Source organism: Archangium sp., from assembly GCF_036388035.1.
Classification (GTDB): domain Bacteria; phylum Myxococcota; class Myxococcia; order Myxococcales; family Myxococcaceae; genus Archangium.
In genome coordinates this window covers 1-14,613 of sequence record NZ_DASVSO010000624.1, presented here as the reverse complement: position 1 = coordinate 14,613, position 14,613 = coordinate 1, and the positions used below count along the sequence as shown (strand labels likewise).

General features: G+C 69.8%; 8 protein-coding genes. All 8 read left to right on the top strand.

Translation table 11 applies throughout. The annotated features are described in order from the left end of the window. On the top strand, positions 1 to 389 hold a 389-nt coding region (locus tag VF697_RS25545; protein WP_331099327.1), incomplete at its 5' end, for a hypothetical protein. Between the two features lie 105 nt (positions 390 to 494). Continuing rightward, positions 495 to 1,073, top strand: a complete 579-nt coding sequence (gene efp, locus VF697_RS25540; protein WP_331099326.1) for an elongation factor P — start codon at positions 495 to 497, stop codon at positions 1,071 to 1,073. Between the two features lie 30 nt (positions 1,074 to 1,103). Then, positions 1,104 to 1,679, top strand: coding sequence for an acetyl-CoA carboxylase biotin carboxyl carrier protein (gene accB / locus VF697_RS25535; RefSeq protein ID WP_331099325.1), 576 nt, complete (start codon positions 1,104 to 1,106; stop codon positions 1,677 to 1,679). Positions 1,680 to 1,718: 39 nt separating this feature from the next. Then, positions 1,719 to 3,104 carry an acetyl-CoA carboxylase biotin carboxylase subunit gene (gene accC, locus VF697_RS25530; protein ID WP_331099324.1) on the top strand — a complete coding sequence of 462 codons (1,386 nt, stop codon included), beginning with the start codon at positions 1,719 to 1,721 and terminating at the stop codon, positions 3,102 to 3,104. Between the two features lie 175 nt (positions 3,105 to 3,279). Next, on the top strand, positions 3,280 to 6,420 hold the full coding sequence (locus VF697_RS25525) for a tetratricopeptide repeat protein (RefSeq protein ID WP_331099323.1): 3,141 nt from the start codon (positions 3,280 to 3,282) through the stop codon (positions 6,418 to 6,420). Positions 6,421 to 6,444: 24 nt separating this feature from the next. Next, positions 6,445 to 7,383, top strand: a complete 939-nt coding sequence (locus VF697_RS25520; protein WP_331099322.1) for an ExeA family protein — start codon at positions 6,445 to 6,447, stop codon at positions 7,381 to 7,383. A gap of 5 nt (positions 7,384 to 7,388) precedes the next feature. After that, positions 7,389 to 11,321: a translocation/assembly module TamB domain-containing protein gene (locus tag VF697_RS25515; protein ID WP_331099321.1), complete on the top strand. Its 3,933-nt coding sequence runs from the start codon at positions 7,389 to 7,391 to the stop codon at positions 11,319 to 11,321. Positions 11,322 to 11,377: 56 nt separating this feature from the next. Beyond that, on the top strand, positions 11,378 to 14,467 hold the full coding sequence (locus tag VF697_RS25510) for a POTRA domain-containing protein (protein WP_331099320.1): 3,090 nt from the start codon (positions 11,378 to 11,380) through the stop codon (positions 14,465 to 14,467). Positions 14,468 to 14,613: the final 146 nt, after the last annotated feature.

Genomic DNA, 14,613 nt, shown 5'->3' with positions numbered 1-14,613 from the left:
CCCACCCCTCCTACAAGCCAGCCGCCATGTCCTTCCGCACGCACCTCGAGTCGGTGGTCAACCAGGTAGACGGGGCCCTGGCCTGCAGCGTGATGGGTTTCGACGGCATCTCCGTGGAGACCCTTCAAAAGGAGGAGGCGGCCGACCTGGAGCTCAACGGCACCTGGGTGGAATACGCCAACCTGCTCGGGCAGCTCCGGCAGGCCGCCGAGGCCCTCAAGACCGGCGAGGTCCAGGAGGTCAGTGTCAACAGCGAGCGCGTGATGACGCTGATGCGCCTCGTCTCGCCGGAGTACTTCCTGATCCTGGCGCTCCGCACGGACGGTAACTACGGTAAGGGCCGATACGTCCTGCGGGTGATCGCCCCCAAGATTCGCGCCGAGCTGTAGCCTGCCGGGCGGAAGGCGCAGCGCGCCGCGCCTTTCCCCTTTGCAAGGGAGCGGCCCATCGGCTAGACACCCCGGACTTTTTCAAGCTGTCCGAAGGAGCCTGTCATGGCCGGTGTGATTGATACGTCCGAGTTCCGCAAGGGCATGAAGATCGAAGTCGACGGCGAGCCGTTCGAGATCGTCGAGTTCCAGCACGTCAAGCCTGGCAAGGGCTCCGCCTTCGTGCGCACGTCCATCCGCAGCCTGCTGTCCGGCCGCGTGCTCCAGCCGACCTTCAAGTCCGGCGACAAGGTGGGCAAGCCGGACATCGAAGAGAAGGACATGCAGTTCCTGTACGAGCAGGGCGGCGACTTCTACTTCATGGACACGCGCAACTACGAGCAGACGTTCATCAGCGCGGAAGTGCTCGGCGACTCGAAGAACTTCCTGAAGGAGAACATCAACGCGGCCATCCTGTTCTACAACGGCAAGGCCATTGGTGTGACCCTGCCGAACTCGGTGGACCTGAAGGTGACGAAGTGCGATCCGGGCGTGCGTGGCGACACGGTGTCCGGCGCGCTCAAGCCGGCCATCCTGGAGACGGGCTACAGCGTCAACGTGCCGCTCTTCATCAACGAGGGTGACGTCCTCAAGATCGACACGCGCGATGGCAAGTACCTCACGCGCGTGGCCACTGGCGGCTGAGAATCCACCGCGTTCAGGGAGGGGACGGAATTGGCAACCAAGCGCAAGGCAATCCGAACGGAGTCCGCGCCCGCCGCGCAGTCTGGTGGCGTCCGCGTGGAGGGCAACACCACCTCGCTGGACGTGGAGTCGCTCCGGCAGATCGTGGAGATCCTCGAGGCGTCCGAGGTGACGCGGCTGGTGTGGCAGCGCGGTGAGGAGCGGCTGTTCATCCGCCGCGGCCCCGTGCCCGTGCCCACCATCGTTCACGCGGCCCCGGTGACGCCTTCGGTGAGCCCTGCTCCGGTGATGGCCGCCGCCCCCGCCGCGGCTCCCGCCATGGCGGCTCCGGCTCCCGTCGCGGCCGCCGCGGCGGCGGAGCGGCCCGGTCACGCCGTCACCAGCCCGTTCGTGGGGACGTTCTACCGGACGCCCGCCCCGGACCAGCCCGCCTTCGTTGACGTGGGCTCGGTGGTGAAGAAGGGCCAGGTGCTCTGCATCATCGAAGCCATGAAGTTGATGAACGAGATCGAGGCCGACGTGGCGGGCAGGGTGGCTGAGATCCTCGTGGAGAACGGGCAGCCGGTCGAGTTCGGCCAGACCCTGTTCCGCATCGAGCCGGTCTGACATAGCGGGCGCTCGGGCGCCCCGCGGAGGCACGACATCGTGTTCAAGAAGGTGCTGATCGCCAACCGCGGGGAGATTGCCCTGCGGGTCATCCGCGCCTGCCGCGAGCTGGGCATCGCCACAGTGGCGGTGCACTCCACGGCGGACGCCAATGCGTTGCACGTGCGGTTCGCCGACGAGTCGGTGTGCATCGGCCCACCGCCCTCCAAGGAGAGCTACCTCAACATCCCCCAGCTGCTGTCCGCGGCGGAGATCACCCGCGCGGACGCCATCCACCCGGGCTACGGCTTCCTCTCGGAGAACTCCGAGTTCGCCAAGGTGTGCCGGGACTGCAAGATCCACTTCATCGGCCCCCGGCCGGAGATGATCTCGCTGATGGGCAACAAGGTCCGGGCGCGCAACGCGGCGCGCGAGGCGGGCCTGCCCCTGCTGCCCGGCAGCACCGGTACCGTGAAGGACGCCAAGGAGGCCGAGGGCTTCGCCCGGGAGATCGGCTTCCCCGTCATCCTCAAGGCGGCGGCCGGTGGTGGCGGCAAGGGAATGAAGATCGTCCGCGAGCCGAGCGCGCTGGCGCAGGCCTTCGCCACGGCGGCCGCCGAGGCGGTGGCCTCCTTTGGCAATGGCGACCTCTACATCGAGCGGTACGTGGAGAAGCCGCGCCACATCGAGATTCAGGTCGTCGCCGACGAGCACGGGCACATCATCCACCTGGGTGAGCGCGAGTGCTCGGTGCAGCGGCGTCACCAGAAGCTCATCGAGGAGAGCCCCTCGCCGGCGCTCACCCCGGAGCTGCGCCAGCAGATGGGCGAGGTCTCCATCCGCGCGATGCAGAAGCTCGGCTACAACAACGTGGGCACCATCGAGTACCTGCTCGACGAGAACGGGCGGTTCTACTTCATGGAGATGAACACCCGCATCCAGGTGGAGCACCCGGTGACCGAGCTCGTCACCGGCATCGACCTGGTGCGCGAGCAGATCAAGCTCTCCTCGGGCGAGCCGCTCACGCGCAAGCAGGAAGACATCCAGATGCGCGGCCACGCCATCGAGTGCCGCGTCAACGCCGAGGACCCCGTCACCTTCGCGCCCTGGCCGGGGAAGATCACCGCCTACAGCGCTCCCGGTGGTTATGGCGTCCGTGTGGACTCCAGTGCGTATGAGAACTACACGGTGCTGCCGTACTACGACAGCCTGCTCGCCAAGCTGATCGTCTACGCGGAGGACAGGCCCACGGCCATCCGCCGCATGCAGCGGGCGCTGGGGGAGTACGTGGTGCAGGGCATCCGCACCAACATCCCCTTCCACCGGGCGGCCATGGCGGAGGACGCCTTCGTCGAGGGCAACTACGACACCCGCTTCGTGGAGCGGCTGCTCGCCTCCGAGACGGGCTCCCACCGGCTGCGCAAGGCGATCGAAGAGACGCCGTAGGCTTGCCTGCCTGCTCCTCGCGCAACCCCCTGATCCTGCGGGGGGTTGTACCCGGTGGATTCCTTGACCCGTGAGGGAGGATTCCGCTAGCCTCGACTTTCCCTCGCAGTCTCTTTGAAGGAAGCAGAATCCCCAGACTTTCCGGGGGGTTCGCTCGGCAGGAAGCCCACGCTCGATGGACAAGAACAAGATCATCGAAGCCGCCGCCAAGCTCGTCGCGAAGGGCGCCTACGACAAGGCCATCAAGGAGTACCAGAAGGTACTGGAGGTCGACCCGAAGGATGGGCGCGTCCTGCAGAAGATGGGCGAGCTGTACCAGAAGAAGAACGACAACGTTCAGGCCGCCCACTACTTCACCAAGGTCGCCGAGGGCTACTCGAGCGACGGCTTCTTCCTCAAGGCCGTCGCGCTCTACAAGCAGGTCCTCAAGCTCAACCCCAACCTGCTCGAGGTCAACCTCAAGCTGGCGGAGCTCCATCAGCAGCTCGGACTGATGTCCGAGGCCATGGCGTATTTCCAGATCGTCGCCAACCACTACGAGCGGGCCGGCGACGTCAAGAACTCCCTGGATACGCTCAAGAAGATGGTGGATCTCGACCCCGACAACGTGGCGTCGAAGATCAAGCTCGCCGAGCTGTACGCGCGCGAGAACCTGCCGCGCGAGGCCACCGCCGAGTTCAAGAAGGCCGCCGAGTACCTCAAGCGCAACAACCGGATGGATGACTGGTTCCGCGTCGCGGAACGGCTCTCCACGTTGGATCCGGACAACGTCGCGCTCGCCAAGGACCTGGCCCAGCAGTACCTGTCGCGCGGAGATCAGAAGCGCGCGCTGGCCCGGCTGCAGGTGTGCTTCAAGGCGGATGGGCGTGACGTCGAGACGCTCAACATGCTGGCCCAGGCCTTCCACGGGCTCGGGCAGACCGCCAAGACCATCTCCGTCTACAAGGAGCTGGCCAAGGTCTACCAGGAGCGCGGTCGCAACCAGGACGCCAACAACATCTGGAACCGCGTGGCCGAGTTGGATCCGGCCGATGCGGAGCTGCAGGCCTACAAGGCCTCGGGCCCGTCCGCCGCCGCGCCTGCCCCGGCTCCCGTCGCGGCTCCGACTCCCGCTCCCGCTCCAACCCCCGCTGCCGCTCCGAAGCCGACCGCCGCCGCTCCCGTCGCCGCGGCGCCCGCGCCCACTCCGGCCCCTGCGCCGGCTGCGCCTGCTCCCGCGCCCGCCGCGGCCGCGGCCGGCAAGGACGCTGGCAAGGACCAGTTCTCCAAGCTGCTGACGGAGACGGACGTCTACGTCAAATACGGCCTGCACGATAAGGCGCTCGAGCACCTGCGGAAGATCTTCGCGGTGGATCCGGAGAACCTCGACGCGCACGAGAAGGCGTTCCACATCTACGTCGCCTCCGGGAACGCGGCCCAGGCCAGCGAGCAGCTCCTGAACGTGCTCCGGCTGTGCACGCGTCGCTCGGAGGTGCAGCGCGCCCAGCCGTACCTGGCCACCATCCTCCAGCAGAACCCCGGTCACCCCGAGGTGCCGGCGTTCCTCGCCGTACTGCAGTCGGATGAAGTGGCGCCCGTGACTGGCGCGCAGGTGGAGGCCGTCGGCGAGGACGCCATCCTCGTGGACTCCAACGACGATGAGATCGTCGTCGCCGACGCTCCGCCCGATGCCCTGGAGCACCCGCCCGGCGACGAGCTCGCGCTGGTCTCCGTGAGCGGCTCGGAGGACGTGCAGGACGAGATCGTCTCCGATGCGTTCGGCATGTCGGCGGACTCCTCCGACGACGGACTGGTGCTCGCGGACGAGCCGGGCGCGGTGGTGTCGGGGGAAGACGAGCCCCTGTTCGGCGTCGGCGACGAGCCCGAGGAAGCCACCACCGTCTTCGTGGAGCCGGTTGGCTCGGACGATACCGCCCTCGAGATGGCCGCCTCCGCGGAGGACGAGCCGCTGCTGGCGGACGACCCCGGTGCCGCGCTGGCGCTCGGTGACGAGGACGAGCCGCCCCCCACGCAGGTGGCGGCGCCCTCGGCGCAGCTCCTCCAGGATGCCTTCGCGGACGAGGCGGCCCTCGGCGAGGCGGACGACATGCCCACGCGGGTGTCGGCGCTCCCGCTCGAGGTAGACCCGTTCGACGCCGAGCAGACGTCGTTCGACGCCGCAGGGCTGCCCCCCGAGGACGAGGGCACTCCGGTGGACTCGCCGGCGCTCGCCTCCTACGAGTTCGACGAGCCCGAACCCGCGCCCGTTCCCGCTCCCAAGCCCGCGGCGGCGGTGGTGCCCAAGGCGCAGCCTCAGGCCGCCGCGCCTGTCGCCAAGGCGCAGCCCCAGGCCACCGCGCCCGTCGCCAAGGCGCAGCCCGCTCCCAAGCCCCAGCCCGCGCCCGTTGTCGAGGAGCCGCAGGAGGAGCCGGCTGGCGAGGAGTGCGACGAAGCCAGCTTCTTCATCGATCAGGGCCTCTTCGAGGAGGCGCGGGAGATCCTCGAGACGGTGATGATCGCCTTCCCGGGTCACGCGCGCGCCGAGGAGTTGATGGCTCGGCTCGAGGCGGCCGAGTCCGGTGGCGCCTCGACGACCGAGGAGACCGAGGCGGCCGAGGTGTCCGTGCCCGCGGTGCCCGCCCTCGGCGAGTCCCCCGCCGAGCGCGACGCGTTCGATTTGGCGGCGGAGCTGGCCGGAGAGTTCGGCGACCTGGGCGGCGAGCCGCCCGCCGCGGCGCCCATGGCGGAAGAGGACTTCCAGTACTCGGTGGAGGAGGTCTTCGCCGAGTTCAAGAAGGGCCTCGCCAAGGTGGTCAAGCCCGAGGACGTGGACACCCACTACGACCTGGGCATCGCCTACCGCGAGATGGGCCTCATCGACGACGCCCTCAACGAGTTCAACGTGGCCCGCGAGGGCTGCATGGGCAAGAAGCGTGAGGTGGACTGCCTCACGATGATCGGCCTGCTGCAGGCCCAGAAGGGCGATGCCGCCGCGTCGGTGCAGACCTTCAAGGAGGCGCTCGCCACCGAGCACGCCACCGGCGAGGTGGCCAAGGCGATCGGCTTCGAGCTGGGTCTGGCCTACGAGGCCCTCGGCGAGGCGGGCAAGGCCCTCTTCCACTACCAGCGCGTGGCCGCGCTCGATCCGAAGTTCCGCGACGTCTCCGGCCACGTGGCGCGGCTGTCCGCCACCACGACGCCGGTGACGGATCCGCTGCCCGCCGCCCCTCGGGCCCCCGCTGGGGCTGCCCCGGCGGCCGGTGCCCGCATGCCCGTTCCCGCTGCCCCGCCCGCCGCAGCGGGCACCGCCAAGCCGCGTAAGGTAGGCTACGTCTAGCGCTGTCCGAGGTCCGCCGAGCCCATGACCTACCTCGATTACTTCGAGCTCACCCAGGAGCCTTTCTCCAACGCCCCGGTGAGCCGTTTCTATTACAACTCGGCCCAGCACTCCCAGGCGCTGACCCGGCTCATGCACGCCGTCAGCTACATGAAGGGCCTGTCCATCCTGATTGGTGACATCGGGGCGGGCAAGACGACGCTGGCGCGCCGCATGCTCGACTCGCTGCCCGAGTCCGAGTACGAGGCCGCGCTGCTCGTCATCATCCACTCGGGCATCACCGCCAACTGGCTGCTGCGCCGCATCGCCCTTCAGCTCGGCGTGGAGAACCCCGCCCAGGAGAAGCTGGCCCTGCTGTCCCAGCTCTACCAGCGGCTGCTGCAAATCTACGAGTCCGGCAAGAAGGCCGTCGTCCTCATCGACGAGGCCCAGATGCTCGAGACGCGCGAGCTGATGGAGGAGTTCCGGGGCCTGCTGAACCTGGAGGTCCCCGAGCGCAAGCTCATCTCCTTCGTCTTCTTCGGCCTGCCGGACATCGAGCGCAACCTCAAGCTGGACCCGCCGCTCGCCCAGCGCGTGGCGCTCCGCTACAAGCTCGAGCCCTTCACCGCCGAGTCCACCGAGGCCTACATCAAGCACCGCCTCCGGCTGGCGAGCTGCCCGCGCATGCCCTTCACCCCCGAGGCCTTGCTGGCCGTCCACCAGCGCTCGGGCGGCACCCCGCGCGTCATCAACAGCATCTGCGACAACGCCCTCTTCGAGACCTTCCTGGCCCGCGAGCAGACCATCAGCGACAAGCTGATTCATCGCATCGCGGACAACCTGGGCCTCCAGGGCTCGTCGTTGCCCGAGAGTCCACAGAAGCCCGTCCTGGCCGCCAGCTCAGGCAGTCGAGCAGGCAGCACCTCGAAGGTGGATCTCGCGGAGATCGACCGCTACCTCGAGGGACTCGGTAAGCTGTAGCCGTTTTGGCCCTTCGCAACAGGCAGCAGGGGGCGCGCAAGGCGCCGCTGTGGCTCATCGTCCTCACGCTCGTGATGGGGACGGTGATGGCCCTGCGTACGCGCACCGTCTGGGATGGCCTGTGCACCCAGGCCCGACGCCAGCTCCCCACGCTGCTCGGGCTGGAGGTGGGCATCGGCCAGTGCGAGGTGGATCCGCTCGGCCAGCGGCTCATCCTGCGCGGCGTGTCCGCCTTCGAGAAGGGCGCGGACACCCCGGTGTTCGCCGCGGACTCGGCCGAAGTGCAGCTCGGCCTGCCCAACCCCATCTCCGGCACGGTGGCCATCGACCTGGTGCGCGTCCACCGGCCGCGCCTCTCGTTGGACCTGTCGCGTCCCAGGCCGCCCAAGGCCCCGGACCAGGAGGGCGTGTGTCCGCTGGTGCCGCTGCGGCGGCTGCGCCTGTCGCGGCTCGTCATCACCGGCGCGGAGCTGCGGGTGCTGCTGCCCGGCGGCCGGCAGGTGGAGCTGTCCGAGCTGGACGTCGGCCTGCGCGAGCGCTGGGGCGAGGAGGAGTTCGAGGTGGAGGCCCGGCGCGGCCTCGTGCGCCTGGACCCGGAACACGAGCTCGCGCTCGGGCGGCTGGCGCTCTCGGGCGGGCTGGACGTGGACGAGGAGCTGCTGGAGCTCGACCGCGCCGAGGTGGGGCTGGAAGACGTCACGGTGAACATCTCCGGCCGCGTGGAGCAGCTCTGTGACCCCGTGCTCGCGTTGGACGCGCAGGTATTCCTGCCGCTGCGGACGCTGTCGCAGGCGGGGCTGCTGCCGAAGGCCGCGAAGGGGCACCTCTGGTCCCGCCTCACGGTGAATGGCCGACCGGCGGCGCCCAGTGTGTCCCTGGAGCTGTCCGGCAGCGGGCTCGCCTATGGGAAGTACACCCCGGGCTCGCTCACGGCCCGGCTGGCGTACGCGGGAGACCAGGTGACGGTGGAGGAGCTCACGCTTCCCATCGGCTCCGGGGACGCACGCATCACCGGCACCATCGGGCTCAGCAAGGAGCTGCCGGTGTCGGTGGACGTGGAGACGCGCGAGGCGTCTTTCGGCCGCATCCTGGAGAAGGCCGGCCTGACGGGCTCCTGGGTGGAGTTCCCGGCCAGCGCGAAGGTCCACCTGTCCGGCACGCTGCTGCCCAGTCCCAACCTGTCGGGCGAGCTGGACCTGCGCCATGGCCGCTTCGTGCTCGCCACGCGCGCCTTCGATGCGCCCGCGGACACCGGGCGCACGCTCCTCACCTACGAGCGGGGCCGCGTGCGCTCCCAGGTGTCGCTGCTGGGCGACCGCGTCACCTTCAATGGCATCGACCTGGAGTCGGGCCGCTCGCACCTCACCGGCGACGTGACGCTCTTCTATGACTCGCAGAAGGGCCTCCTGGTGAATACCCACGGCGACGTGGATCTCTCCGACTTCGGCCACATCGCGCAGCTCCCGTGGGCCGGGCGCGGCGCGGCGAGCGCCACCGTCGAGGGGCCGTACTCGGACGTGAAGATCGGCGCGAACCTGTCGCTGCGCGACTTCGAGTTTTGGGGCTTCAACCTGGGCGTGATGCAGGGGAAGGTGACGTACCAGGACAAGGTGCTGAACTTCCCCAACATCTCGGGACAGAAGGGGCGCACGCAGTACTTCGGCAACGCGGCGCTCACCTTCGGGCGCTCACTGCACGCGCGGGCCGAGGTGGAGGTGCCGCGCGGGCGTACCGAGGATCTGATCGACCTCATCGCCGGGCTCAGCTCCACTATCTCCGTCATGCAGGGGCCGCTGGTGGGCGAGGCCTCGGGCCGGGTGGAGATCGACAGCCCGATAGACCAGTTCGCGGGCCTGGTGGCCTTGGACTTCAAGGACACCACGTACTACGGGCGGCGCATGGGCAACGGCTCGGCCCGGCTGCGCTTCGACGACGGCGAGGCCATGGTGCTGGAGCGCTCGACGCTGGAGGGGCCGCTGGGCCGCACCTGGGTCGAGGGCTCCTTCTTCTTCTCCGGGCCCGACAAGGGCAAGCTGGACTACCGCTTTGGCGGCGAGAACCTGGCCCTGGAGGAGCTCGTCGGCCCCGAGACGGCCAGGCGCCTGGAGGTGCAGGGCACGCTCGCCCTGGAGGGCGCGGTGGAGGGCACCACGGACCTGCCGGTGACGACGGCCCGGGTGTGGGGCCCGCAGGTGACGTTCGCCAAGCGCAACCTGGGCAACATGGGCCTCGAGGCGCGTCTGGAGGGGCGCGAGCTGATGGTGGCCGGCCGTCCCTCCCGCGACACGAGCGGTATCCTCAAGATGCGCGTGCGCGAGCCGTACCCCTTCGACGCGGCGGTGACGCTGGAGCTGCCGGAAATCCGCCCGCTGCTGCCCGCCAATGCCTTCACGCGGGACCTGTCCGGCTCGGTCAAGGCGGTGGTGATGGCGCAGGGCGCGCTGCGCAACGTGCAGGGCATCCAGATGAACGCCACCGTGGAGCGGCTCACCTTGTCTCATGGGGTGTTCTCCGGAGCGAACGACGGCCCCATCGAGCTGAGCTACGCGAACGGGCGGCTGGAGATTCCCTCCTTCCTCTTCCGCGGGCCGGACACCCAGCTGTCCGCGGCCGGCTGGGTGGGCTTCGATGAGCTCGAGCTCTTCCTGGGCGGTGTCATGCACCTGAGCGTGCTCGAGTCCCTCTCGCCCATGCTGGTGCGCACCGGTGGCCGGGTGGAGCTCAACGCCGTGGCCAGCGGCAGCCCGAGCAAGCCGACCCTGGTGGGCACGGCCGACATCCTCGACGCCAAGCTGTCCATGAGGGACCAGCCGCTGGCGGTGCGGGGCGTGTCCGGACGGGTGGAGTTCACCGAGCAGCGCATCCTCCTGGAGTCTCTGCAGGGCCAGCTCAACGAGGGCCGCATGCAGGCCAGCGGCGACGTGCGGTTGGACAAGTTCCAGCCCTCCGAGGTGACGCTGAACGTCTCCCTCACCGACGTGGCCACGCGCTTCCACGAGGACCTGCCCTTCAACACCACCGGGCAGCTCTGGCTCACCGGCACCCCGGACGCGCTGCGGCTGGGCGGCGCGCTCGACATCCGCAACCTGCGCTACCGCCGCGGCCTGGAGCTGGACGACATCCTCAAGCGGCTCGCCCGGCGCAGCGTGCTGTCCACCCCCACGGAGAAGCCTCGCGAGTACCTCACCTTCGATGTCGGCATGCACCTGGGGGATGTGCGCGTGGACAACAACCTGGCCCGCGCGCGGCTGCTCGGGTCGCTGCGGCTCACCGGCACCAACGCGCGCCCGGGCGTGGTCGGCACCCTGGAGACGGAGGAGGGCAGTCAGGCCTTCTTCCGCAACAACCAGTTCACCGTCAGCCGCGGGCAGATCGTCTTCCAGGATCGCTTCGGCATCGACCCGGTGTTCGACCTGCGCGCCCAGGCCCAGGTGCGCGAGTACCAGGTGCAACTGCACGCGTTCGGCCGCCCGGCCGCTCCCCAGGTGCTCCTCACCTCGGAGCCGGCCCTGCCCGAGGGCGATGTGGTCTCGCTCCTCACGCTGGGTCTCACCAGCACGGACAAGGACACGGCCGCCACCGCCAGCGCGGGTCTGGCCGCCGAGGCCTTCTTCAACATCTCCGGGCTGGACCGGCAGGTGCAGCGCTTCATCCCCAACAACCCGCTCCTCAAGGATCTGTCCCTGCAGATCTCCACCACCTACAACGACGCCACCCAGCAGGCGGAGCCGACTGCTCGGTTGGAGTCGAAGTTCCTCACGGAGCAGCTTAAGATTGGCGTGACGCAGCCCGTCAGCGGGCGAGGGACTCGCGCGCGTGCCGAGTACCATTTCGACAACCGCCTCTCCGCTCAGGCCCAGTGGGACAACGAGAACAGCAACGCCTTCGGCATCGGCAACCTCGGACTCGAGCTCAAGTTGAGCTGGGAGTCCGAGTAGCGCTCGCGCTCGGCCTGCTGCTGGCGTGCTCCGCGGCGGCGCAGGCGGAGAAGAAGGTGGAGCCGGCGAAGTCCGTCGAGTCGGCGAGGGTTCCGGTGCAGCCCGAGGCGCCCGTGCTCCCGGCCGCTCCCGAGGTGGTGGGCGTGGAGCTGCACCTGCCCGCGGACGTGGACTCGGCGGGGCTCTCCGAGCTGGTGGCGGTGCGCAAGGGACAGGCGCTGTCGGCCCGCGCCGTGCGGCGCTCGGTGGAGCGGCTGTGGGCCAGCGGGCGCTTCTCCGACGTCGTGGTGCGCGCGGTGGACGTGCCCGGCGGCGTGCGCGTGGTCTTCGAGCTCACCCCCATGCATCCCATCCTCCGGCTCTCCGTGGAGGGCAACGTCGTCCTGAAGGACTCCGCCCTGATGGAGGTGCTGCGCACGCACGGCATCGCCGTGGGCCAGCGGCTCGACGAGGACGCGCTGCGAGCGGCGCGGGAGGGCCTGTCGCGGGAGTACGGAAGCCAGGGCTACAACGAGGCGCGGGCAGAGGTGACACGCGAGCCGGTGCCCGGTGGCGTGGCGCTGGTGTTCACCCTCTTCGAGGGCAAGCCCACGCGGGTGGCGGCCGTCACGGTGTCGGGCAACCCCGGGCTCCCGCTGTCCGAGCTGCTCGACACGCTGGGCCTGAAGGTGGGCGGCGTGCTGGACCGTGGAGGCCTGGACTCCGGCCTGGAGCGGCTGCGGATGTTGCTGCGCGAGCGGGGCTACTGGCGCGCCACCGTGGGCCCGCCCTCGCTTCCGGCGGAGGGGGAGGGGACGGGAGATGCGGCGACGGTGGTGGTGCCCGTCTCCGCCGGGCCTCGCTTCACCCTCCGCTTCCATGGCAACCACCACTTCGCGGACACCCTGCTGGCGCGCGTGGTCACCTTCGATGGCTCGGAGCCGCTGGACGCCTCGACGGTGGGCCGGCTGACGCGGCGGTTGGAGTCCTTCTACCGCTACCGGGGGTTCCACGACGTCCACGTGGAGCCGCGCGAGGTGCACCGTCCGGATGGGGAGGAGGCGGTGCTCGCCTTCGACATCGAGGAGGGCCATCCGCTGCGGGTGGGGCGGGTGGTCTTCCGGGGCAACACGCTGCTCTCCGACGAGGTGCTGCGCGAGATGCTCACCGAGAGCCTCCGCGCCAACGAGCCTCAGCCCTCCGGCCCCGCGCGCCTCCTGGATGACCCGACGGAGCAGGCGGGACGCGGCCGCCGCCGCAAGGGCCCTCCCGACTGGGTGCATGACCCGGCCACCGTCTTCGTGGACGAGGCCTACCGGGATGCGGCGGAGGCGATGACGGAGGCCTACCGCGAGCGGGGCTTCCTTCAGGCGCAGGTGAGCTTCACCCGGCTGTGGGTGAACCAGGCGCGGCGCAGGGCGGTGGCCTGGTTCAAGGTGGAGGAGGGCACGCAGATGCGGGTGTCCGAGGTGCGCCTCGAGGGAGGCCCGCAGGGCTTCGACGGCCAGCGGCTGGTGCCGGTGAAGCCGGGCGAGCCGATGAGCCTCGACGCGGTGGAGCGGGGGCAGCAGGCGCTCGTCGCGGAGCTGGCGCGCCTGGGCTACCTCTTCGCGCGCGGGGACGTGGACCCGAAGCCGACGGGCAACGACGTGAGCGTCCTCTACCGGCTGGAGCCAGGGCCCCGCGTGACGGTGGGCCGCGTCCTCATCCGAGGGGCGACGCGGACCAACGAGGAGGTGGTGCGCGCGACGATCCGCCTCAAGGAGGACGAGGTGTTGGACCCCGAGAAGATGTTCGAGAGCCAGCGCCGCCTGGCGCTCCTCAACATCTTCCGGCAGGTGACGGTGCGGCTGGAGAAGCCGGACGTGCCGGAGGCCAGCAAGGACGTGGTGGTGGAGGTGCGCGAGCGCCCGCGTCTGGAGGGCGAGGTCGCTGGCGGCTACTTCCTGGCCGAAGGTCCGCGCGTGGTGGCGGACACGACCTGGTCGAACATCGACGGGCGTGGCCTCAACCTGTCGGGCCGGTTGAAGGTCAACTACGCGGGCGCGAACGCGACGGCGCTGGAGAAGTTCATCGACTGCAAGCGGGTGAGCGACTCGGGGCTGCCGCCGCCGGCGGAGTGCCTGGAGACGCAGTCCTGGCTGAACGACTTCGGTGGGCGCCTGGTGCTGTCGGCGGTGCAGCCGCGGCTCTACGGCCTGTTGCCGGCGGAGGTGGGCGCCCGCTTCGACCTGGTGGGCGAGCGCGTGCACCGGCCCTCGTACCTCTCCAGCCGGCTGGCGGCGATGGCGGGCCTGGACTGGTCCGCGACGCGCTGGCTGAACTTCACCCTCCAGTACGAGCTGGAGGGCAACCTGATGGAGGTGGGCTCCCGCACGCTCACCACGCCGAGCCGCGCGGACCAGGAGCGGCTGCGCTTCCCCTTCGGCTTCTTCTTCATGCACTCGCTGCGCTCGTCGGCCTCGGTGGACCTGCGGGATGACCCGGTCAACCCGCGCAAGGGCCTGGTGGTGGCCACCACCGCCGAGCTGATGCGGGACATCCGCTCCTCGCCGCTCAACAGCGTGGGCGAGCCGGTGGCGGCCCAGCCCATCAACGGGTTGAAGCTCTCGGGCAATGTGAGCATGTACGCGCCGCTGCCCGCGCGGGCGGTGCTGGCGCTGTCGGTGCGCGCGGGCACCATCGTGCCGCTGGAGGACTTCGCCTGGGTCATCGGCCCCAAGCGCTTCTACCTGGGCGGCTCCAGCAGCCTGCGGGGCTTCCGGGAGGACGGCCTGCTCGCGGAGGACCGGCGCACGGAGTTGCGGCGGCAGGTGGCCGACTGCCGCTCGCTCATCCACCCGTCGGGGTGCGGCGCGGACCTGCTGGCCATCCTCGGCGGCCAGTCACCCACCAGCGAAGGAGGACAGCTCCTCACCCTGGCGAAGGGCGAGGTGCGCATTCCCGTGCGCTCCTCGTTCGACGTGGGCCTCTTCCTGGAGGCGGGCAACCTCTGGCTGGACCGGGCGCAGTTCAACCTCTCGGCGCTCCGCTACACGACGGGCGCGGGGTTGCGCTACCAGACGCCGGTGGGCCCGCTGGCCCTGGACTTCGGCGTGAACCTGGACCCCGACCAGACGCTCAACGAGCCGGGGTTCCAGCTGCACTTCAGCATCGGCACCTTCTGACCCCGGCGCTGTGGGGCGGGGGCGTCAGCGGCGGACCGGCGCGGTCTCGACCCGCGGCCTCGCTCGCGTATGCCAGGCCTGCGCGCCGAACGTCCCCGCCAGGACGCTCAGCACGATTCCCGCCGTCAGGAACGCTCCCCCCAGGC